15 protein-coding genes are annotated in these 24,558 nt (G+C 46.7%); 11 read left to right on the top strand and 4 right to left on the bottom strand.

Annotation, left to right across the window (positions count from 1 at the left end):
- Window positions 1–11: 11 nt before the first annotated feature.
- From ACGE0T_RS17160 to ACGE0T_RS17180, 5 genes are all read left to right on the top strand, one after another.
- Window positions 12–1,535, top strand: a complete 1,524-nt coding sequence (locus tag ACGE0T_RS17160) for a RagB/SusD family nutrient uptake outer membrane protein (protein ID WP_459187798.1) — start codon at window positions 12–14, stop codon at window positions 1,533–1,535.
- Between the two features lie 127 nt (window positions 1,536–1,662).
- Complete coding sequence (locus ACGE0T_RS17165; RefSeq protein WP_459187799.1) at window positions 1,663–3,675, top strand: MGH1-like glycoside hydrolase domain-containing protein; 2,013 nt, start codon at window positions 1,663–1,665, stop codon at window positions 3,673–3,675.
- 10 nt (window positions 3,676–3,685) lie between these two features.
- Window positions 3,686–6,868 carry a beta-galactosidase, LacZ type gene (gene lacZ, locus ACGE0T_RS17170; protein WP_459187800.1) on the top strand — a complete coding sequence of 1,061 codons (3,183 nt, stop codon included), beginning with the start codon at window positions 3,686–3,688 and terminating at the stop codon, window positions 6,866–6,868.
- 81 nt (window positions 6,869–6,949) lie between these two features.
- The gene (locus ACGE0T_RS17175; RefSeq protein WP_459187801.1) at window positions 6,950–8,530 is read left to right on the top strand and encodes a peptide chain release factor 3; all 1,581 of its coding nucleotides are present in this window, start codon (window positions 6,950–6,952) and stop codon (window positions 8,528–8,530) included.
- Window positions 8,531–8,533: 3 nt separating this feature from the next.
- Window positions 8,534–9,127, top strand: coding sequence for a rhomboid family intramembrane serine protease (locus tag ACGE0T_RS17180; protein WP_459187802.1), 594 nt, complete (start codon window positions 8,534–8,536; stop codon window positions 9,125–9,127).
- Here the strand turns inward: ACGE0T_RS17180 and ACGE0T_RS17185 are convergent.
- The 3 genes from ACGE0T_RS17185 to ACGE0T_RS17195 form a co-directional block, all read right to left on the bottom strand.
- Window positions 9,124–10,398: a DUF6080 domain-containing protein gene (locus ACGE0T_RS17185; RefSeq protein ID WP_459187803.1), complete on the bottom strand. Its 1,275-nt coding sequence runs from the start codon at window positions 10,396–10,398 to the stop codon at window positions 9,124–9,126. The two genes, ACGE0T_RS17180 and ACGE0T_RS17185, sit on opposite strands and share 4 nt — an antisense overlap.
- A 183-nt stretch (window positions 10,399–10,581) precedes the next feature.
- Complete coding sequence (locus ACGE0T_RS17190) at window positions 10,582–11,322, bottom strand: DNA-binding domain-containing protein (RefSeq protein WP_459187804.1); 741 nt, start codon at window positions 11,320–11,322, stop codon at window positions 10,582–10,584.
- A 111-nt stretch (window positions 11,323–11,433) separates the two neighbouring features.
- The gene (locus ACGE0T_RS17195) at window positions 11,434–14,376 is read right to left on the bottom strand and encodes a fimbrial protein (protein WP_459187805.1); all 2,943 of its coding nucleotides are present in this window, start codon (window positions 14,374–14,376) and stop codon (window positions 11,434–11,436) included.
- 513 nt (window positions 14,377–14,889) lie between these two features.
- Here ACGE0T_RS17195 and porV point away from each other — a divergent pair.
- Genes porV through ispF form a run of 3 tightly spaced genes read left to right on the top strand, consistent with a single transcriptional unit; the run spans window position 14,890 to window position 17,747 of the window.
- Entirely contained in the window at window positions 14,890–16,062 is a 1,173-nt protein-coding gene (gene porV / locus ACGE0T_RS17200) for a type IX secretion system outer membrane channel protein PorV (RefSeq protein ID WP_459187806.1), read from the top strand.
- A gap of 9 nt (window positions 16,063–16,071) precedes the next feature.
- The gene (locus ACGE0T_RS17205; protein ID WP_459187807.1) at window positions 16,072–17,247 is read left to right on the top strand and encodes a DUF418 domain-containing protein; all 1,176 of its coding nucleotides are present in this window, start codon (window positions 16,072–16,074) and stop codon (window positions 17,245–17,247) included.
- A gap of 23 nt (window positions 17,248–17,270) precedes the next feature.
- Entirely contained in the window at window positions 17,271–17,747 is a 477-nt protein-coding gene (ispF, locus tag ACGE0T_RS17210; protein WP_459187808.1) for a 2-C-methyl-D-erythritol 2,4-cyclodiphosphate synthase, read from the top strand.
- Window positions 17,748–17,754: 7 nt separating this feature from the next.
- On the opposite strand, the gene ACGE0T_RS17215 is transcribed toward ispF, so the two are convergent.
- On the bottom strand, window positions 17,755–20,103 hold the full coding sequence (locus ACGE0T_RS17215; RefSeq protein ID WP_459187809.1) for a sensor histidine kinase: 2,349 nt from the start codon (window positions 20,101–20,103) through the stop codon (window positions 17,755–17,757).
- A gap of 130 nt (window positions 20,104–20,233) precedes the next feature.
- Here ACGE0T_RS17215 and ACGE0T_RS17220 point away from each other — a divergent pair, with 130 nt between their 5' ends.
- The 3 genes from ACGE0T_RS17220 (at window position 20,234) to ACGE0T_RS17230 (ending at window position 24,548) form a co-directional block, all read left to right on the top strand.
- On the top strand, window positions 20,234–20,578 hold the full coding sequence (locus ACGE0T_RS17220) for a translation initiation factor (protein WP_459187810.1): 345 nt from the start codon (window positions 20,234–20,236) through the stop codon (window positions 20,576–20,578).
- A 9-nt stretch (window positions 20,579–20,587) separates the two neighbouring features.
- Window positions 20,588–23,812, top strand: coding sequence for a UvrD-helicase domain-containing protein (locus tag ACGE0T_RS17225; protein ID WP_459187811.1), 3,225 nt, complete (start codon window positions 20,588–20,590; stop codon window positions 23,810–23,812).
- A 73-nt stretch (window positions 23,813–23,885) separates the two neighbouring features.
- Window positions 23,886–24,548, top strand: coding sequence for a phosphatidylserine decarboxylase family protein (locus ACGE0T_RS17230; protein ID WP_459187812.1), 663 nt, complete (start codon window positions 23,886–23,888; stop codon window positions 24,546–24,548).
- Window positions 24,549–24,558: the final 10 nt, after the last annotated feature.

Consider the following 24,558-nt stretch of genomic DNA (forward strand, 5'->3'; position numbering starts at 1 on the left):
AGAAGAATATCATGAAACTGAAGAATATATTTATCGCAGGTCTGGCGCTTAATCTTGGGTTAACAGCTTGCACCGGTTCCTTCCTCGATGAAAAGACAAATCCCAACTACCTGACTCCTTCCACATTCTGGAAATCAGAAGGAGACATACTCAAAGGACTTACATCCGCCTATGCCTATTTGCAGCCGAATATGGGATGGGGAATGCCTTTTGAACGGTATATTGTAATCGACAACTACCGAAGTGATGAACTGGACTTCCGTGCTGATGTAACCTCATGGATGAACCTGGCAATGTATAACAACACGCCAAACGATGCTTTGGGCTACAGCGAATGGAGCGACCTGTTCAAAGGCATCAATTACTCCAATCAATGTATTGACAATATCCCTAACGTAGAGGGAATAACAGAAGAAGTAAAGAACCGTTCGTTGGCGGAAGCCCGTTTCCTGCGTGCTTACTATTATTACCGGTTGTATCTGAATTTCGGTGAACGATTGCCTCTGTACGAACATGAGCTGAAAGGTACGGACGAAGAATTCTATCCTCAGCAATCGCAACCCGGAGTCATCACCAGCTTTATCGAAAAGGAATTGTCCGAAGTACAAAGCTACTTGCCCGAACCTGACGAATGGAAACCGGAAGAGGCAGGACGCGCCACCAAATATATGGCGGCAGGCATACTTGCTAAATTCTATATGTTCCGCAATCAGCAGGATAAAGCGGAAAAAGAATTGAAAAAGATCATCGACAGCGAGAAATATGATTTGATCGACAACTATGCTGATTTGTGGGACGGATTACATAAAAACAGCAAGGAAGCCGTGTTTGAAGTGCAGTACTCCGGAAATATGGACGGTGGTCGTCGCGAGTTTAACCGCATCGCCCTCCACCTGGCCTCCAGTGATGCCGAAGGATACGAAGAGGCATACCCCTCTTTCTGGTTATTCGATGTCATGAAGCAGGATAAAACGGTTGACGGTAAATACAGCGACCGTCTGTATGCCACAATCCTCTTTGATGATCCGGAAACAAAAGCATTCTACATGGAAGAAGGCAAGCATTTCAGCGACTACCATTCGAAAGATGCTATTTACTGGCATAAGTTTATGACCTGGGACGAATCTTTGAGCCAGTACTGGGACTATAGTGCTTTTAATATTCCTATAATCCGCTATGCAGATGTCCTTTTACTATATGCTGAATGTCTTAATCACAGAGGGGCTACTCCACAGGCTATCGACTATATCAATCAGGTACGTGAACGTGTAAATGTTACGGCTCTCCCGAAAGACATGAGCAAGGATGCCGTACTTAAACATTTGCAGGATGTGGAACGCCCCTGCGAACTCGCCCTTGAAGGCTCACGATGGTATGACCTGGTGCGCTGGGGCATTGTGGAACAATCACTGAGAGCACACAAGAAACCTTTCGTGGATAATTATGTAGACAGCAAACACAAACTGTTGCCTATCCCGCACGATGAATTCCTGTTAAATCCTGACTGGGAACAAAATCCGAATTTCTCCAAATAAAAGCATCCTGTTGCATACAGGCTCGATGTAACATTACATACAGATTTCATGTAATGTTACACAGAGCCTGTGTGTATAAATCGAATAATCCTTTACAGGAGCTTTCACTTTATAAACATTTTTAATCATGAATAAGATAATAAACCATCTTTCGGTTTGTTCCGCCCTTTTATTGTCTTCCTGTTGCACAGGAGTGAAGAGCGACGTTTCGCCGGAAGAAATAAAAAATGACCGCAACGACTTTTACAACCTGATAAATATCAAGAATGTACCGCAAACGGAAAAAGACCGGGACCTCTTCGTATTTGCAGACCTGGGTTCATGGACCGGATATGCATTACCGGAAAATGAGGCTACCCGGCTGGCGGGCAGTTTTGTAGGTCCTTATATGATGACCGGCAGGGGATGGATTGCCCGTTCGCTTGCAGAGCCGGTTATCCGGGTCGACGGCAAAAAGTATGACCTTGCCCGTAATATACAGACTTCAAAATATTATCCGGGCAAACTGGTACAGGAATTCAGAAACGAACAGTTAAGCTTCGTGACTGAGTTATGCTTCTCGTCTGCCCGTACAGCAGTAATCCGTTCCAAAGTAAAGAATACAGGTTCAAAAGAAGTAACCATATCTTTACAATGGCTCGGCGGAGTTTACGAAAATAGTGCTACTTTGTCGGCAACCGGAAAAGGAGTGAAGATTCTGAATAACCGGGAACAGACACTAACCTTTGTCTCGTTTAATACAGCCGAAGACGTACGGTTGATTGGAAAAGACAGTCTGCTTGTTGTCGAAAAAGCGAACTTACAGCTCCCCCCCGGCAGCGATTTTGAAACAGTGTCTACCCAGACCTTTGCGTTCGATGAGGCGGCTTTGAACAAAGAACTCGAACAACTTAAAGGATTGGATGCCGACCAGGTTTTCGCTGAGAATGAAAAACGGTGGAATACGTATCTGTCCTCCCTATTCGAAAATGACAGCCCATTCATGAAAGAGAACAAATACAGGCATGTGGTAGCAAAAGCCCTGATGACACTGGTCGCCAACTGGCGTACCCCGTCAGGTGATATCCTGCACGACGGAACCTACCCTTCCTATAACGGTTTCTTTGGTGTTTGGTCGTGGGACTCATGGAAACATGCTGCAGCCAATGCTTTGTATAACCCTGAAGAAGCAAAAAACGAGGTACGCTGCCTTTTCGATTATCAGGCGGAAAATGGGATGATACCCGATTTTGTGAGCCGCAATAAAGAACGTATCAACTGGCGTGATACAAAACCCCCTTTGGCTGCATGGGCTGTTAAATGCATTTATGACGCTACCGGCGACAAAGCTTTTGTGGCAGAAATGTTCGATAAGCTGTACAAATATCACCAATGGTGGTACACCGACCGCGACCACGACAAGAATGGCATCTGCGAATATGGTTCTACGGATGGGAGCCTGATAGCAGCCTGCTGGGAAAGCGGCATGGATAACGGAGTTCGTTTCGACGACGCTGTTATGCTGAAGAATGAACCGGAGAACGCCTGGTCGATGAACCAGGAAAATATCTGTCTCAACTCCTTCCTTTATGCGGAAAAAGGTTTTCTGGCAGAAATGGCGGAAATACTCGGAAGAAATGAACTGGCATCCCAATTGAAACAAGAGGCGGAAAGCCTGAAAGTACATATCCAAACAAAGATGTTCGACGAAGAAACCGGCTTCTTTTACGATACCCGGCTGGGAACAGGCGAGTTTATCAAAGTGATGGGCGCCGAATGCTGGTTGCCGCTTTGGGCAGGTGTAGCCACTCCGGAGCAGGCACGGAAAGTATTGGATAAGATGCTCGACCCGCAGAAATTCAACTCGAAAATTCCATTGGGGACATTAGAAATCAGCCACCCGAAACTTCGTCCGACCCGTGGATACTGGCGCGGTCCGGTTTGGATAGACCAGGTCTATTTCGGAGTTATGGGACTACGAAGCTATGGCTTTGACAAGGAAGCAGACGGATTTGTTGCCAAATACATCGACAATGCCCAGGGATTGCTTACGGACGGACCTATCCATGAAAACTATAATCCGCTTACGGGTGAAACTCTGAACTGTCCGAACTTTAGCTGGTCGTCGGCTGTAACTATAAAAATGTTGTTGAATAAATAAGCATACAGATATGAGAAAACAAGTATTGTTAGCTATAGGAATGTCCGTTTCTTTGTTTGCCGCCCATGCCCAATATGACGGGGCTCCAATGGAAAAGCCACAGGTGAAAAAGGAGGCGGTGAAAGAAGTGCGTCGTGATAAATATCCCCATTCGGATAACGACTGGGAAAACTTCGATGTACTGCATATCAACCGCTTGCCTTCCGCCGCCACCTTTATGGGATATCCGACGAAAAAACTTGCCATCGAGGGTGTGAAGTCGGCATCCCCCTATTATATGTGCCTGAATGGAACCTGGAAGTTCCATTATGTTCCGAAAGTTGCCGAACGACCTATGGACTTCTGGAAGCAGGACTTTGATCTGTCCGGTTGGTCCGATATTACTGTGCCGGGAAACTGGGAACTCCAAGGCTTCGGGTATCCTTTTTATGTAGGCAGCGGGTATGGATTTAAAAAGAACCCGCCACTGATTCTTGCCGACAACAGCCCTGTCGGCTCTTATAAACGGAAGTTCACCGTCCCTGCCAACTGGAAAAACCGTCAGGTTATTCTTCATTTTGGTTCCGTTGCTTCATCCTTCTATGTTTGGGTGAATGGTAAACAGGTCGGTTATTCGCAAGACTCCAAGACACCTGCCGAATTCGACCTTTCCGGTTATCTGAACTGGGGCGGAGAGAATGAGATAGCCGTTCAGGTCTTTAAATTCAGCGACGGATACTATCTGGAAGACCAGGATTTCTGGCGCTTTGCAGGCATACAGCGTGACGTGTATCTGTATGCCCGTCCGCAGACACATATCCGCGATTTCGAGGTAGTGACCGATCTGGATAACTTGTACACCGACGCCGATTTCAGCCTGTATCTCGAATTAGGAAACAGAAACCCGAAGAAGATAAAAGGCGCCGAAATAGAAATCGACCTCCAGGAACCGGATGGACGCAGCATCTATACGGAACGGAAAAAGCAACAGAAAGGGAATCCGGATATCGAATTCCATAAGAAGGTCATCGCCCCGAAACTTTGGAGTGCGGAGAAACCCCATCTGTATCGCCTGCTTTTAACCTTGCGGGTGAACGGAAAAGTAGAAGAGGTCGTTTCCCGCCAAATCGGTTTCCGGGAATGTGAAACGAAGCATGCCCAGCTATGGGTAAACGGCAAGCCAATATATATAAAAGGAGTGAACAGGCACGAGCATGACCCTCATACCGGACATGTGGTCGATGAAGCTTCGATGATTAAGGACATACAATTGATGAAACAATTCAATATCAACAGCGTACGCACCTCTCATTACCCGAACGACCCGCGCTGGTACGAACTTTGCGACCAGTATGGCATCTATGTGGTGGATGAAGCCAATATCGAAAGCCACGGAATGGGCTACGCCCCCGACAAGTGCCTTGCCAACCAGCCCGAATGGGAAAAAGCCTTTGTAGACCGTACGGAACGCATGTTTGAAAGGGATAAAAACCATCCTTGCGTCATTGTCTGGTCGCTGGGAAATGAAACCGGCGAAGGATGCAACTTCGCCACGACTTATAAATGGATACATGCCCACGACAGGTCGCACCGCCCGGTTCATTCGGAAGACGGAATCAAAGGACCTTATACCGATATATTCTGTCCGATGTACAAAAAGCTGGATGTATTGCTGAACTGGACCCTTTATCTGCCGAACAAGCCGCTTATCCTCTGCGAATACGCACATGCCATGGGCAACAGCGTCGGCAATTTGCAGGACTACTGGGATGTGATAGAGAAATATCCGAGCTTGCAGGGCGGATTTATCTGGGACTGGGTAGACCAGGGAATTGCACAGAAAACTCCCGACGGCCGTTTCTATTGGGCATACGGCGGCGATATGGCACCGGAAGGGACACCGAGCAGCAAGAACTTCTGCATGAACGGACTGGTTGCTGCCGACCGCACCTTGAAACCGCATATCTGGGAAGTGAAGAAAGTTTACCAGAATATCACTTTCCGCTTGGCAGACTACCATCAAGGGTTAGTCGAGCTGACAAACAAATTCTTCTTTACCGACCTCTCCGATTTCACATTCGGCTGGCGTCTGGAAGGAAACGGCGAAGTACTGGCAAACGGAACGATTGACAACGTCGAACTGCCTGCCCAAGAGAAAGGCCTGTTCAAAACATCCTTCCCTGCTATTGATGAAAAGCCCGGAGTAGAGTACTATCTGAACTTCTACGCCTATCAAAAATCGGATGCAGGATTGCTGAAAGCCGGTGAAGAACTTGCCTGCGAGCAGATAAAACTACCGTTTGGCAAACCCGCTCTGTCTTCGCAGCCCGCCGTTCCGGTGAAAGCAGAAGAACATTCCGGCCGCATGGAAGTGACAAGCGGAAAGATGAAAGTATCTTTCGACCTCTCTACCGGCGCCTTATGCTCCTACCAGTCCGATGGCAAGGAAATGATAAAGGAAGCCCTACGTCCTAACTTCTGGCGTCCGTCTACAGACAATGATTTGGGAAGCGACCTGGCAAAACGTTGCGACCCGTGGCGGCATGCCGGACGGGATGCCAAACTGGTACGAATCGAAAAGCAACAAACCGGTACCGGTACATACGAACTGACATCGACCTACCAGTTGTCGGAATCGGTGGGACACTCCTCCTTTATCGTGAAATATCTGGTTTCAGGAGAAGGATATGTAGATGTAAACTGTCTTTTCATCCCAGCCAATGATACCTTGCCATTGCTTCCTCGCCTGGGAGTGAGCCTGACATTGAACCGGGAATACGACCAGATGGAATGGTTCGGACGGGGCCCGCACGAGAATTATTCCGACCGCCTGACAAGTGCTTTTGTCGGACGCTATAAAGGCAGTATATGGGAACAGTATTTCCCTTACGACCGTCCGCAAGAAAACGGCAATAAGACCGAAGTCCGCTGGATGACTCTCACCAATACATCGGGCAGCGGGTTGAAAGCCGAAGGTCAGCCGTATATAAGCACCAGTGCCTACCTCTTCCCGACCGAAGACCTGAGTGAAGCAGACCTGAAGAAGCACCAGCGCCACATGTCCGACATACAGCCGAAAAACATGGTTACCTGGAACATCGACTGGAAACAAATGGGCGTAGGCGGCGATACAAGCTGGGGTGCCTATCCGCATCAACCGTATCTGATACCTGCTGTAAGACACAGTTTTGGATTCCGTTTATATCCGTTATAATTAGATAGGGGCAGGTTTGGAACCTGCCCCTTCGTTTTGTATCTTTGCCGCGTCTTTGTAAAATACAACATTAAGAACAAGATGAGTCAATATTCAGAAGAAATAGAAAGAAGAAGAACGTTTGCTATCGTCAGCCACCCGGATGCCGGTAAGACCACACTGACTGAAAAGCTGTTGCTTTTCGGAGGTGCCATCCACGTAGCCGGTGCCGTAAAGTCCAACAAGATTAAAAAGACAGCGACCTCCGACTGGATGGAGATTGAAAAGCAACGCGGTATTTCTGTTGCAACTTCCGTTATGGCTTTCGATTATTCGGACCATAAGATTAACATCCTCGATACTCCCGGCCACCAGGACTTCGCGGAAGATACGTTCCGGACATTGACTGCTGTAGACAGTGTTATTATCGTGATTGACGCCGCCAAAGGTGTGGAAGCACAGACCCGCAAACTGATGGAAGTCTGCCGCATGCGGAAAACCCCCGTTATCGTATTCGTCAACAAGATGGACCGCGAAGGGAAAGACCCGTTCGATTTGCTGGACGAGGTGGAAGAAGAACTGAAAATCCATGTACGCCCCTTAAGCTGGCCGATCGACATGGGACAGCGTTTCCGCGGCGTATATAATATTTACGAACAAAAGCTGAACCTCTATACCCCCAGCAAACAATACGTTACCGAGAATATCGAGTTCAAAGACATAACCAGCCCGGAACTGGAAAACTATATCGACCCGAACCAGGCCGAAAAGCTCCGCGCAGACATCGAACTAATCGAAGGCGTTTATCCTGAATTTGACGTAGCTACTTACTTAAAAGGAGATATTGCTCCGGTATTCTTCGGTTCCGCCCTGAACAACTTCGGGGTGAAAGAGTTGCTGGACTGCTTTATCAACATCGCTCCGTCTCCCCGTCCGATACAGGCAGTGGAACGCATGGTAGACCCGGAAGAAGACAACTTCACCGGCTTTATTTTCAAGATACATGCCAATATGGACCCGAACCACCGCAGTTGCATCGCTTTCGTAAAGATATGTTCCGGACGTTTCGAGCGCAATGCCAACTACAAGCACGTACGTTTCGGCAAGATGATGCGTTTCAGCAGCCCTACCGCTTTCATGGCACAAAAGAAAGAGGTGGTGGACGAAGCCTATGCAGGAGATATCATCGGTTTGCCGGACACAGGTAACTTCAAAATCGGCGATACACTGACTTCCGGCGAAGAACTCCATTTCAAAGGACTGCCCAGCTTCTCACCGGAAATGTTCAAATACATCGAGAATGCCGACCCGATGAAGGCAAAGCAATTGAACAAGGGTATCGAGCAGTTGATGGACGAAGGGGTTGCCCAGTTGTTCACCAACCAGTTCAACGGACGCAAGATTATCGGAACGGTAGGACAATTGCAGTTCGAGGTTATCCAGTACCGCCTGCTCCACGAATACGGCGCACAATGTAAATGGGAACCTATCAGCCTTTACAAAGCCTGCTGGATTGAAAGCGACAACCAGGCAACACTGGACAATTTCAAGAAACGCAAATCCCAATATATGGCCCTCGACAAAGAAGGACGCGACGTGTATCTGGCGGACTCCGGCTATGTATTGATGATGGCGCAACAGGATTTCCCTGATATTAAATTCCACTTCACTTCAGAATTTTAAAGTATGCTTACATATATCCTGATAGGTGTTACAGCCGTTGTTTCTTACCTCTGCTTCGGGAATGAAAACCTCTTCCGGAAGCTGGCGTTTATCCCCTACCGCACCATTCACAATAAAGAATGGTACCGGTTGGTTACGCATGGTTTTGTACATGCCGACATGACGCACCTGTTGGTGAATATGTTTACCTTCTGGTCGTTCGGAACCTATATGGAATCTTTGTTCCAGTATGTAGGTTTCGGGAAGGCCGCCTACCTTGTCCTCTACTTCGGCGGGATGATAGTCGCTTCGCTTTACGACCTGATTAAACGGCGCAACGACCCGTATTATGTATCTATCGGGGCTTCCGGGGCGGTATCGGCGGTATTGTTCGCCTCCATCTTTTTCAACCCCTGGGGTAAGATATTGTTTTTCGCGGTATTGCCGATTCCGGGTATTATCTTCGGGGTGATTTATCTGGCATACTGCCAGTATATGGCAAAGCAGGCAGGCGATAATGTGAACCATAACGCCCATTTCTACGGGGCGGTATTCGGGTTCTTGTTCCCTATCCTGCTACGTCCGTCGCTGTTCCAGCAGTTTCTCTCTTTCTTTTAAGCGATTTCCTCCCACAGCCGTATAAACTCCACACAGTTCTGGGTAAAAGTGATGAAGAACAGGAGAACGACTATCCAGTCCAGTACCCTGTACATCCGCACCGGCAACTTGGTGTAAAACCAGCCTATCAATATCGGAACGGCAAACAGCCAATGCCCTCCGAACAGCACGCCTTCGTTCATCCCGAAACGGAAAACGAAATGGATAACGGCATCCACCCCCAGAAACATCAGCAACAGCCAAACATACCTGTTACCCAGATTGAAACAGACCGATGCCACCACCAGCAACAGCAAAAAGACCACCACGGCATTCAGCCATCCATGCAAATATTCGGTAGGACGGTATACCACCACCTTATCTACCGGCTGAGGGACAAGAGGAGTCGTTATTACGGTATTCCCCCAGAAGTCGATAAGCGCATGTTTACTGAAACTCTCTTCTTTCGGTTCATATACGCTGAACTGCCGGGATTTCTCCACAGGCACTTCCGGTTTAAACAGAAAGTCCTTGCACGCATACACTCCCCAGAGGAAAAAGACGCATACCGCAAAAGAGAGCAAAATCCGTGCGGTTGTTTGTAGCTTATGCAAGAAAGAGGTCTTGTTCAGCCAAACGGCCAATACCGGTTTAAGCGCATTCGTAGCCGTCGCGCCCCCGCATAAAAAGGAGAGGAAAAAGGCGGTACGCCCTTTGATACGCCCCGTCAGTTTATACTCACGGGACAGCATTAATAAAGAGAACAGCAACAGGAAGAATGAAAACGGATAGGTTTCGGGAGTGAAAGACAATACCACCGTGGTAAAAAAGCTGCCGCAAAACAAAGTCAACAGCAAAGCGCGATGAGTGGACAACAGCACGATCTGCTTCAGATAGCGGTATAAAAGCACCAAACCGCCGGTTATTAACAAGTCTGTTATAATCAGCGAAATAACAGCATACCCCCCACCTTTCAACAGGGTTATTAACAGGGTTATCAACAGGTTCTTAAACAAGTGGAAGAAACAGAAGAAGGGATGAAGCAGGTCGAACACCCCGCCGGCAGCATAGAGATGGTACAGGTTTTCATATCCCAGATAACTGCTTTTATACCAAAGGGAAGGTTCCATCAAATCCGTATCATACAGCACATGGTAGCCCATCCAACCGTAAAGCAGGAAGAAGAAAAGGAAAAGCCCCGCTTCTACCCCGCTCACAGGAAACAGGGTACGTCTTACCGCTCTCAGTTCGATACGGAGAGCCCTGAGAAGGATGGATATATATTCCGGCATCTTCAATGTCCTTTTTAATAGCCCCTTTTTTATCCGCGAGGCGCAAAGATAGAAATTTTCCCGGCTCCTTCCAAAAGCAAAGCTGTTGCGGATGATGCAACAGCTCTATTGCGACCCCCGCAACAGGGTTGTTGCACCACCCGCAACAGTACTGTTCGACCTACCTCAACAGTAGGGACGATATCAAAGTTCCTCCGGCTTATCTCCTGCAGATGTGCCCACATACACCGGAACCGTAACCGTGCGCGGCTCTTTCAGCAAAGTGCGTCCCGAGTTCAATTGGGTGCAGACCGCCAGTTCGTAGGTATCTTCGGCAAGCCCGGCAGGGATAAGCAAGGTTAGTTCCGAGGGTTTGTTTACTACAATGGCATCTTCATCCAACTTGGTTACAGCGCCTTTGCTGTTGGTCAGGGAAACACCTACTGCGGCATGCTCTCCTCCCACTTTCAGGCAGGCACCGCGTACGAAGAGGTTGTGCCCCGGGGTCATCTTTCCGTCCCGGTATCCGCTCTTGCGGTCTTCCACTTCGAGGATATACATTACGTTGTTCTTTTCGCCGAGAATATGTACGGAGGTCTTGGCGATTTCTTCGCGGAGCACCTTGCCCTGAACCATTGAAACATAGATATCGTTTTTCTCGGGGTTCCACTTGCCGCTTTCCACCACACCTGTAAAGCGGGGAACGGCATAAAACAAACCCGTATTGAGTTGGTAGCCGTTCATCAATAACTGTGCGCATTTGCGTTGGAAAAGAGCTACGACATGCGCCTGTGTTTCCGGTCTGAGTCCGGTATCTTCGGCTTGCATTTCTTCCAATACTTTGTCGAGGTCTGCTTTGCCTGTACTTTCGAGTACGAGGATTTTGTCGTTAGGGTCTGCGGTTACCGTGTTGTCGGTAAGCCAGCCTTTTAAGGTATTTGCCATTGTGAATTTGTTTTAGGGCAGCCGGGGGATTTCCCGGCTGCCGGGTTTAACTATGATTGTTTAGAAATAAAATCGAATGAATCAAGAAAGCGGATGGGACAGGCGGTTTGCCTACTTTTTTTCTCGGATACACCTAACCGAGTACCCGAACGTCCTGTACTCTTCGCCCCGCCCGAACGTAGCACTGCTGAAGCCCACGTAACAGGCGTCCGTACTACCGGACAGAACCGACGACGACCAGTAGCCGCCTTTGTTACCCTGACTGACGGACAAACCATCAATGATGTACCGATAGCCCGCAGCAGGCAACACTAAATTAAGACCATTACTTCCGGGGATTGTGAGGATACGATTACCGGAAGAGCCATTGTTAGTTCCCTTACCCACCAGCTTATCCAATTCTCCGGAACTATCACCTGTCCAAATCGGGATACGCCATCCCTTCGGACAGGGATTGTTGGTATTGGTACTGCCTTTTGTAAATGTCCAGAGGTCATCCAAGTGGCCGGATTTCAACCAGTCGGAGCCATTACTGTTATTCCATTTTATAAACTTGCCGGCATAAGGAGGCTGCATACTTTCCTCTACACTGGATGGCCAGTCGGAACCGGTATAGATATCAGAAGCATCATTACCATATGTAAAAGGCACATTACGTCCCCACTGATACATATAACCGTTACCAGCTACGCCATCCGTAGTAACAGTTTGTGATATTTGTTTGGCACCGCAATTGACAGGCGCCCAATATAGCCCCTCATATTCTACAGCCGAGTAATAAAGGGCTGAACCGTCTTCTATCGGATAACCGACATAAGAAGCGCCACGCCAGATGGTATAGGATTTGAGTTCATTGTTGTTCTGTTTGAAACTAATTACTGCTTTATGGAGCTGGTAGGCTGCATCTGTTCCTGTTGATTGATTGACAACGATGTTGTATGTGTATTTACGGCGGTTGCCGGCAATCTCTGTTTTTGCAAGTTTGCTATTGTTTAACCAGGTATTACCGCCATTGGTTGAATTACAATAATCCGTGTCATAGAGAATCTCTGATGTCACAGGTGCAAACATGCTATAAAAGGATACGGTCAATGTTTTGCTGGCTGTATTATTTACCCGGTAGCCTATGGCTGCATCATGATGAGTCGTTTCATAGCCATTTATATTTTCCGCTATCCAAGCGTCCGCCTCGCTGAAACTTACCGTTACGGTTGTTTTCATATTGGTTGCACTCTTGTTTGTGATGGTTAGCGTCTGGGCTGTAGGAAGGCTCTCCGGAAAACCCTCTTTGGAAAGAACCAGTTTTACTTTATAAGAGAAGTTTTCCTCATCCGTATCGGCGGTTTCATAGGTCAGCCATGCCGGGCCATCGATGCTGGAGCCGCCTGCACATTGTCCTTCTATAATAAGTTCCGGAACCTCGTTGTCGGCAGCAGCATTAAGTACGACAGTTGCAGGAGAAGAAAGGACCGGTTTTCCTAAAGGCGTTGAAACGGCTACTACTGTTTCGCTTCCGCTTACCTTGTCTACAAAACGGATAACGGCTTTGGGGTATTCATCTTTATCATAACCCGGTTTTACAGATACGGTATATTGATAACCGGAAACGGAAGCCTTTGTAACAGGGGCAGCCTCGCTTACTTCCAGCCAGTCGTATTGCTGGGCGGCAACGCTGCCGGAATAGGTTTTCCGTACTTCCGGCTCGTGGGTGGTAGCGATTTCTACGGTGAAGTTATCGCCGTCATTCAGGGTATTCATGGTTACGGTGCGGGTATCAGCATTATAACTTATCTTATCTTTCAAAGCATCAGCAATGGTAATAGTGGCTTCGCCTCCGTCAGTGCCTGCATTCGGGTCGTAGTCGTCCAGACTGCCGCCTTCGTCCCATTCGGCTACATCCAGCGTAAAGTCCAGGTGGTATTCGTCCGCTTTTGTAATACCGATAGTGTACCGGTGGTTATTGTTTATTTCCAGCACAACCTCCCCACCATCAGCCGTTTGCTGGATAAACGGTATCTGATAAGAAACATCTTTTACCTCTGTTTTATTTACCTGATAGCTACCGCTTAGAATCAGGTAGCCTTTATCTTCCAACGGGCTGGGATAACTGTAGAATGCAGATACCTGCAAGCCTTCATTGGCTTTCTCCCCTTCAAATGCGCATGCCGGGTAAGTAATTAACTCCCCGTCTGCTGCTGAGGCAGCGCCATATACTTTTGCAGGGAAGAAGGTAGTCCCTCTCCGTCCATTCCCCATAGATATAGACTCCAGATGGAATTTGGAATCCTTCTCTATATTGCTTACATCGAAACGGGCCATTGTGCGGGTCAGCTTAAAACCGACCTGTACACGAGCCGAAGAACTAAAGTCTGTCAGGTCGATAGGGGTTGTTTGTGCCCCTGTCATCGGAAGGGGCAAGCCTAATGCCTCGGAGGTAGCGGTTAATAATGGGGAATGGAACTTGCAGAAGTCTTTCTCCGAAGGGGTTCCATCTGTCAGGACACCTGTTTCCATATCATAAGTAAGCGGGGTGAAATAGGTATCGGCTACCGGAGTGCCGTCTGTAGGATTCATCAGTTCCGTTTGGTTGGCTATGCAGTAGAGACGGACAAACAGGCCTTTTTGCAGTTCCAGCAAGGCGGTAGTCGTGGCATTGTCAACGCTCGGTGTAAGGTCTAATTCTTTTGCCCCGGTAGGTAGTGCCGAACCGTCCTGCCGGTAGGAGAACCGTTCGCGGAAAGTATAAACGTCTCCTTCGGCTTTCGCTCCGAATACATAGACATCGAGCGTTGCGATTTCGTTTTCCGCTTCGGTGGCAATGGGAGCATCGGCTTTCGTTTCCGCCTTCGTTGTTTTCACTGTGAGCTTGTTCTTAAAGGAAATAAGCACTTCGCGTTTGTTTGCACTGTCCGCTTCATCCGTAGATGTCCGGTTTGTCTTGTCCGATTCCGATGTACAGGAGGCAAGCAGCACGGCAGCAAGCAGATATACGCTTGCCGCGAGTGCCTGTACCGGTCTGATAGAGGGACATAGACCTTGTAGTTTTGTGTTCATATTCATATATAATTAATTGTTTGTTACTACCCTATTCATGTATGCAGATTGACGCAGATTTCATTTTCTGACGCGGATGACGCGGATTAAATACAGAAAACAGCCCATCAACAATTGTTGGTTTTCTCTCTTTTCTCTTAATCCGCGTAATTCGCGCAAATCCGCGTCTAAAATTATTACGTCCAATTATTGACCTCCGCGCCAGCTATCTCATCATCTGCAATAAAGTCTGCGAGTTCTCCAAAGACTAAGTTAAAAATTAGAATCTCTTAATATTTTTCATGCCGTGAAAGTTGTTGAGATTCATATATCCTCACGGTTTTGAGCATTTTTCATAAGTAATAAGCCTTAATAATCAAAGGATTATAACATTAATGTATAATAATATCTTTATATATTTGTCAAATCTTAACTTAGTCTTTGGAGAACTACCTATTCTTATTCCACCATAACTTTACCATAACAGTACAATAAACACCCGACAAATGCGTTTATATGTAAAAATCAATTACGATGGATATAACCAAAATCTGTATTATACAGTTTCTCAGTTTATGTATGTTATGTTCTACCTCAAAGGCAGAAGAAATAGATAAAACCAGATTTACTCCGCTCAACACGGCAGTTCCTTCCTTATCCATAGCCCCAGATGCACGCGGGGGAGCTATGGGAGACAACGGCACCTCTACCTTGCCGGATATAAATTCGCAGTATTGGAACGCTTCAAAATATCTGTTTATGCACAGCAAGGCGGGTATATCCCTCTCCTATACCCCCTGGCTGCATAAGCTGATTAACGACATCGCATTGATAAATCTCTCCGGCTACTACCAAACCGGCAAGTATGAAGAACAAGCGATAGGCGCATCCCTCCGGTATTTCTCTTTGGGCAGCGTGCCTGCATATAATGGCGACATCCCCCTGTCCATCCATCCCTATGAAATGGCTTTCGATTTCAGCTATAGCCGCAAGCTATCCCAATCTTACTCCACGGCTGTTACCTTACGCTATATCCGCTCCGATATGGGGACAGCCCCACAGGATGCACCGTATGCCGGAAATGCTTTCTCTGCCGACATATCCGGCTATCTCCACAAATACCTGAGGATGCAAACGAAAGACGTACTATGGACATTCGGGTTCAATCTTTCCAATATCGGGACACGTATCTCTTACGATGAAGGCAACAGCTACCACTTCCTGCCTGCCAAACTTGCCATCGGTTCCGGCTTATCCTACCCATTGAATACGAGCAGCCGCCTCAGCCTGCATCTGGATGTAAGCAAATACCTTGTGCCCACCGAACCTATCCGGGGTGCAAGCGAAAATGAAGCCGATTTCATCAAAAGGCAAGAGAAGTATCGCTCTATGTCGGGTATTGTTGGTATCTTTGAATCGTTTGGAGATTCCCCAGACGGATTTGCCGGAGAATTACGCGAAATAATGGTTTCATTTGGAGCGGAATACAGCTACAAGGAACAGTTTTTCATCCGTAGCGGTTACTTCTATGAGAATAAACAAATGGGAAACCGCCAATATCTCTCGGCAGGGGCAGGCTTCCGGATCAGTGCTTTTCAAATAGATGCAGCCTATCTGGTTAGTACCACCCGCAACAATCCGTTGGACCAGACTCTCCGTTTTACACTGTCATTTGATTTGGAAAGTATTAAAACTCTATTAAAATAAACAGAACGCATGGAGTCTCCTGTTAAGAAATCATCACGCATCGAGGTAGTAGATGCCTTACGAGGTTTTGCCGTAATGGCGATTATTTTAGTTCATAATCTGGAACATTTCATTTTCCCAGTCTACCCGACCGATTCACCCAATTGGTTGCATATCCTGGACTTGGGCGTGTTTAATGCCACATTTGCCCTGTTTGCCGGCAAATCGTATGCCATCTTCGCTTTATTGTTCGGATTTACATTTTATATCCAAAGCAATAACCAGAAGGTACAGGGAAAAGACTTCGGCTACCGTTTTTTATGGAGGCTGGTGCTGTTGGTGGGATTTGCCACATTAAATGCCGCCTTCTTCCCGGCAGGCGATGTTTTGCTACTGTTTGCCGTAGTCGGATTGGTCTTGTTTATCGTCCGCAACTGGAGCGACAAGGCTGTATTGATAACGGCTATCCTGTTCCTGTTGCAACCGATCGAGTGGTTCCATTACATTGCGAGCCTCGTTAACCCGTCTTACCAACTGCCAGATTTAGGCGTAGGCGCCATGTATGGCAGAGTGGCGGAATATACCAAAGCCGGGGATTTCGGCACATTTATCTTGGAGAATATCACCTACGGACAGAAAGCCAGCCTGCTGTGGGCTATCGGGGCAGGCCGCTACCTGCAAACAGCCGGGCTGTTCCTGCTGGGACTCTATATCGGAAGGAAGGAACTTTTTGTAACATCCGAAAAGCATACCGCCTTTTGGATAAAGGCGCTGATTATCGGTGCTGTTGCTTTCGCTCCGTTATACCAGTTGAAAGAGCTGGTTATGGGGAATGACGCACTTATTCAAAACACGGTCGGAACGGTATTCGATATGTGGCAGAAACTGGCATTTACCTTTGTGCTGGTCGCTTCATTCGTATTGCTGTACCAAAGGGAAGCATTCCGCAAAGCGGTATCTAATTTACGTTTCTACGGAAAGATGAGCCTTACCAACTATATCACGCAGTCTATTTTCGGGGCTCTCATTTATTTCCCGTTCGGGCTTTATCTGGCGCCTTATTGCGGTTATACTCTCAGTTTGCTTATCGGTTTCGCATCTTTCTTCCTGCAAATACTGTTCTGTAAATGGTGGCTCGGTAAACACAAACAAGGTCCGCTGGAAAGCATCTGGCACAAATGGACCTGGATAGGCACAACGAAATAAGATAACGATTAAATAGAAAAGCAATGAAAATACGAGTTGGCTTCGGTTATGATGTACATGCCCTGGTTCCGGACCGCGACCTGTGGCTGGGGGGTATAAAGATTGAACATACAATGGGCCTGCAAGGGCATAGTGATGCGGATGTATTAATCCATGCTATTTGCGATGCGCTGCTGGGGGCTGCAAATATGCGGGATATAGGTTACCATTTTCCCGATACCGCGGGCGAATATAAGGATATAGACAGTAAAATCCTTTTATTCGATACCATGGAACTATTACGGGATGCGGGATATACACTGAGCAATATCGATGCTACGATTGCAGCCGAACGCCCGAAACTGAATCCCCATATTCCGGAAATGAAACGGGTTCTGGCAGATGTGCTGCAAGTGGATGCCGATGATATTTCCATCAAAGCGACAACGACTGAAAAGCTTGGTTTTACCGGACGGCAGGAAGGTATCTCTGCCTATGCCGTTGTTCTGATACAGAAATAAACAAGGCTTACTCTGCCGGAGATGAAGTATCTTTTGTCTCCGGCAATGAGCCAAAGACTTCACAGGGGATGGTAAACCAGAAGGTACTGCCTTCCCCTTCTTTCGATTCCACTCCGATTTCTCCTTTCAGGCATTCGATAATCATCTGGCAGATGGACAAGCCCAGCCCGGAACCTTGGATAAAGGCGTCAAACTTGGCAAACCGTTCGAATACGTGAGGGACGTTTTCTTCGGCTATGCCTTTTCCCGTATCGGTCACATAAAAGCGCAATCCTCCTTCTATTTCTTCATACCCCATTGTAATAGAGCCTTCGTTGGTGAACTTGCAGGCATTCGTCAGGAAATTCGTAATCACCTGTATCAGCCGGTTTCTCTCGGAATGGATGAAACAGGGGTCTGCCGGGACATTACATTTTAGAGCGACATTGGGTTTTACCTTATCACTAAATACTTGGAACAGGCGGTTCAACATCTCCGTCACATCCACATAACTAAAGGTAAAGTCCAGTTTGCCCGCCTCAATCTTGGAGAGGTCGAGTATATCATTAATAAGTTGCAACAGCAGTTCATTATTTGTCTCTATTATTTTACGGAACTCATCCCGTTCCTCGGCGGGGCTATCCTCCTGAGCTATCAAATTGGAGAAACCGACGATGGCATTCAGCGGGGTCCGTATCTCATGGCTCATATTGGCAAGGAAAGCAGACTTCAGGCGGTTGGCTTCTTCTATCTTCTCTTTCTCCCGCAATTCCTCCTCCATCTTTTTCCTATCGGAAATGACAACAGAACTCCCTACCAACATGCTAACGGCATCCTCCGGCCCTCTTTCTCCAACAATGGCATAACATTCCAACCAGTCGTACAAGCCTGTATCCGGGCGGAAGAAACGAAATTCCTCATGCATTATATCCGTCTTTTCCATTATAAGCTGATGGTAGGCCCTCCGTACCTTGGAATTGTCATCCGGATGTATCATCCTAAAGAAGTCGTCTTCTTCCACGGTATACCGTCCGTTTTTATACATAGTTTCCGAAGCGAAGGATTCCTGGTCACAATGAATCTGCCTTTTATGTACATCCCATACCCATGCCGTAGTTCTACTGGCTTTCAGTATCAGGCGGTATTTCCGGTTCAATTCTTCGGTACGTTTCGCTGCAAGATATTCTTTCTCATTCTCACGCTGTTTCAGAATAAGGAGACGCATACGAAGGAAGATAATTGAAAGCAAAAGAAAAAAGATAACGACTCCGCCGATAATGGGCATCTTATATTTCTCTATAAATGTGGGAGGCTCGTCAAAATAAACCGCACTACCGGGATAATTAGAAGGGGCTATGCCATGTGTATATAAATGCTGATAGTTCAGATAGGTTTTTGGGGTTCCTGCTATCAGGTCGCTGCAAACACACGGCCCACCTTGCAACTTTTTTTTCATAGTAGCCACTACGGTTTCATTAAAATCGTCGACAGAGATATAATGTCCGCCGGCAAAGTTCCCATTCTCCAAGCCTAAATCGACAACAAGGTAGACCGGAGGGTTCGAAAAACTGTTTGTCATCTTCTGCACATTATCCACCAGATAATGGTTCTCATCCTTTTGGGGTGTGGCATACCAAGAGTAATAAATGATACCTGTATTCTTATTGCTATATGTAGTAAGCGTGTCCAGCAAATTCTCGGTGGAAAGTTCCGGCCATGAAAGCACATCCAGTTGTATCTTGGGAAATTCTTGTTCCAATACAGACTGTAACTCCTGACGGGTCAGGATGCTGATATAGCGGTTGTCGGCGATAAATGCCACCTTATTCAATCCGGGCTGCAACTTTTGCATCGTTTCGATTGTCTCGCGGATATACAGAGGCTGCCGAAGGGTACATACGTCATAGCCATCGACAATCGTCGATGTAGGTACCATCGTTTTATCGGGGTCCAGTTTGCGCTCCACCATATCTTTTGTATTCCGTGGCACCATTCCGCGTGAATAACAGATAAGGATGGGGACGTCTTTCCATTCGTCATCGAACAGCGGACGGATAAGAAGCCATGCCGGATCGCCTATACAAACAACCATTTTGGGCGGAACAGCATATTCCTCCCGCAAATAGGCCAGTTTATCCAAAATCTCGGTGGTATCCTTGATAGCCGGAATTTGTAATTCTTCTCCCCTTACCAGATACCCTTCCGATGTAAATGTAGTGCGGATTGTCTCAAAAGTCTCATGGGTCCAGGTTTCATTAAAATTGATGGAATGGAATACAAGAATATAATCTTTGGGAGTATGCTGCTGGGCAAACAACGCCTGGCAACAACAAAATAAATGTATTAATAAGATAAATATATAACCGGACTTCCTCATACCCTATCAGATAAAGCAACAATATTCATTGAAAATCATACTGTTTCGGCAAAGATAGGTAATATTGTCTGTAATATTGTTTATCCCGCCGTTAATTTGTAGATTTGAACCCATAAAGAATAATGAATATATGAAGAATAATGACTGGAAAGACCGTCTGGGTGTGATGTATTCTACCAACCCGGATTTTCAATATAATACAGGAAACGAAGAGGAAGAAGATACCCTTCCTAAAGAAAAACAGCAATTACGTATATCCCTCGACAAACGGAACAGAGGCGGAAAAGCCGTTACTCTGGTTACCGGTTTCCGCGGAACAACCGCAGACATGGAAGCTTTGGGCAAGATGCTGAAAGTGAAATGCGGAGTCGGCGGTTCCGCCAAAGACGGCGAAATTATCGTACAAGGCGACCTTCGACCGAAAGTATTGGAAATCCTGCAAAAAGAAGGTTACACCAAAAGCCGTATCATCTAATCGTTTATTATGCTGACTGTTTACAGAGCTTCTGCCGGAGCCGGAAAAACCCATAAGTTGACCGGCGAATATTTGACCCTGCTGTTCAACGGACCGGGAGCATTCCGCCGTATCCTTGCCGTAACCTTTACCAACAAGGCAACAGATGAGATGAAAAGCCGTATCGTAAGCGAACTTTACAATCTGGCTTCCGGAAAAAAGTCCGATTATGTGGATTTACTGCAATCCGCTTATTCCCTCACAGAAGAACAGGTAAGAAAACAGGCGGCAAAAATACAGATTGACATCCTACATGACTATTCGGCTTTTAATATCAGCACCATAGACCGCTTCTTCCAGCAAACCATGCGTGCCTTCACCCGGGAAATCGGTTTGCAGGGTGGATATGGCATCGAGATGGACCAGGAGTTGGTCCTCACCGCCGCCATCGACAGTTTGCTGGGTGACTTGGAAAAGCCAGAAAGCAAGGAACTATTAGGATGGTTACTCCGTTTTGCAGAAGATAAGATCGAGAACGGTGGAGAATGGAATCTCCGTAAAGACATCATGGCACTCAGCCGGGAAGTTTTCAAAGAAAGCTACAAAACATTCAGCGAGCAGGTAAACCGGGATATTTCCGATAAGAAAGCGCTGGAAACCTATAAAAACGATTTATACGGCATTATCCGTTCGGTCGAGACTAACGCAAAAGAATTAGGAGAACGCGGCTTAGCCGTCATGAACAAATACGGGCTGAAACAGGAAGACTTCTCCAGAGGTAATATCACCGTCTCCCTCTTTGCCAAGCTGGCACAGGGAGAAATGAAAACTCCGAATGCCACGTTTTGCAATATGGCGGACAATATCGAGGCCTGTTTCAAAAAAACAACGCCTATAGGAACCCGCCAGATTATAGGATGTGCTTTTGATGACGGACTGAACGACTGCATCAAAGGTATCATCGCCCTTTTCGGCAATCTAACGGCATACAATACGGCACGTGAAATTGTCCGTTATTACTATACCTTAGGAATCCTGACGGATGTATCCCGCCAGATTGCAGCCTACCGGGAAGAAAAGAATATCATGCTGATAGCCGATACGACCGAACTGTTGAACAAAGTAATAGGCGGTAGCGACACTCCCTTCGTTTACGAGAAGACAGGAACGCATGTAGACCATTACATGATAGACGAATTTCAGGACACCAGCGGTATGCAGTGGAATAATTTCCGTCCGTTGATAGAGGAAAGTCTTTCCCATGCCCGTGCCAACCTGATTGTAGGAGATGTGAAACAGAGTATCTACCGTTTCCGCAACTCGGACTGGAAACTGCTGGACAAGCAGGTTAAGGCAGATTTCTCTGCGGAACAATTACGGGAGGATACTTTAAAAGACAACTGGCGAAGCTGCCGGCATATTGTGGAATTTAACAATGCCCTTTTTACTACTATCCCGGGGGTACTACAGGTTTTCTATAACGAAACCCTCTCTGCTTCCTCACTGAATGAGGAACAACAAGCGGAATACTTCACCAAAATCATGTCTGCCTACGATAAGAGTTATCAGCAGGTGCCACTGCCTTTCCAGAAAAAAGACGGGCATGTGCGAATTGAATTTTTATCCGGCGATGAAGAGAAAGACTGGAAAGAAGAAGCGATGGAATGTATACCGAAAATCCTTCAACAGCTACAGGATAATGGTTACGCCCTGAAAGATATTGCCATTCTGGTACGGACAAACCAGGAAGGAGCTAAGGTTGCCGATACTCTACTGAGTTATAAAGAAGAACATCCGTCCGAACAGTACCATTACGATATTATATCGGACGACGCACTATTCATCAGTAGTTCGGCTGCCGTACGTTTTATTATCTCAGTATTGCGTTACCTGAAAAATCCGGAAGATATGATAAATGGGCGGATCGTTCTATACTCTTATCAGGTACTTACCGGCACCTTCGGGACGGAAGAGACTTCTTTCCCTCCGGAAATAATCCGTTCGCTGCATGCGTTGTCGCGTCAATCGCTATACGAAATTACTGAAGGATTATTCCGTCTGTTCTCTGTAAACTTCCCGGAAAACGAACAGGTATTCGTACAGGCATTTCTGGATATGGTTTCGGAATATGGTCAGAAAGAAAGTGCCGACCTCGGACGTTTCCTTAAATGGTGGGACGAAACCGGCTATAAAAAGACAATCGCAACACCCGATGCACAGAACGCTATCCGGATTATGACAGTTCACAAATCGAAAGGACTCGGATTCAAAGCGGTTATCGTTCCTTTCGGAGATTGGGAAATAGACCATAAACCGACCAAACCTGTCATTCTCTGGTGCCATCCGGAAGAAAAGCCATTCGACCGTCTTCATCTGGTTCCTGTCCGCTACGGGCAAGGACTGGCAAACACCATTTTTGCAGAAGATTATTTCCGGGAACGGCTGCATGCTTTTATCGATAACCTGAATACATTATATGTTGCATTTACACGTGCTAAGGAAGAGCTCATCGTTTTCTCCCCACGCCCCAAAAAGATAAAAGAAGAGACCGGAGACGTCGAACGTATTTCCACACTGACTGATGCACTCTGGGCTGGCTTGCATACAACTGCCGGTACTACCCGCGACGGTGAACCGCTTATCTCTTTGCCTGACTCGTTCAATCTTGCCGACGGCATATTCGAACTGGGCAACTGGTGGCATCCTGTATCCCCAAAAGAGAATGGCGAAACAGAAGAAATCGAAATGACAAATCTAAAATCCATTTCACCGGACGACCGGTTGCGGCTTCGCTTGCATGGTAAAGGCTTCTTCTTTGATAATGAGCGCAGAAAGCACGGTACACTGATGCACGAAGTGCTAAGCCACATCCATACCCGAAAAGATATTCCCGTTTCCGTAGAAACTTATCGCCTCTCAGGTGTTATTAATAAAGAGGAGGCTGCCGAACTGAAACAAAGACTCGGCAATTTGCTGGATAATCCGGAAGTCGCACCCTGGTATAATGGCGAAGCACGCATATTAAATGAAGTGGACATCCTGTTCGGAAACGGTTTATCGAAACGTCCCGACCGGGTAATGATTACCGGAGACCGGGTCATTGTGGTTGATTATAAATTCGGAGAACATCCGGATAAACGTTATCACAGCCAGGTCAGAAATTATCTGAAACTCATTCGTCAGATGGGATACGAACAAGTGGAAGGATATCTTTGGTATGTCGAATTAGACCAAATAGAAGCGGTGAAAGGGTGATATATTTTTGTTATTCGGTAAAAATGAATATTTTTGCAAATTCTTATATTAAACATAGCAGATAAATTAAAGAATGAAAGTACATAAGGAAGGAACAGGTCTGTTGTTAACTTTATTCACAATATTCTTCATTGTGAATGTTACACTGTACCACACAATTGGTAAAAGCTGGGTATTCTATACTGTAGCTTCCATTACCACTGCCTTGTTTTTATTGGTACTTAACTTTTTCCGCAGTCCGTTCCGCCGTTTCCCTTACGACTCGGAAGGATTGGTTATTGCACCCGCCGATGGTACGATTGTAGCTATTGAAGAAGTGATGGAAAACGAAATACTGCACAAGAAATGTTTGCAGGTTTCTATTTTTATGTCTGTTTTCAACGTACATGCCAACTGGTTTCCTGTTAACGGAACGGTAAAGCATGTTTCACACCAGAACGGTCGTTTCATGGCGGCATATTTACCTAAAAGCAGTACTGAGAACGAACGTTCGGCAGTAGTTATCACTACCAAGAATGGAGTAGACGTGTTGGCACGCCAGATTGCCGGAGCCATGGCACGCCGTATCGTAACCTATGCAAAAGTCGGAGAGAAATGCCATGTTGACGAACAAATGGGTTTCATCAAATTCGGTTCGCGGGTCGACGTATATCTGCCGATAGGAACTGAAGTACTGGTTGAAATGGATCAGAAAGTTACCGGCAACCAAACACCGATAGCCCGTTTAAACAAATAATAAAAAGACG

The organism is Parabacteroides sp. APC149_11_2_Y6, from assembly GCF_054506995.1.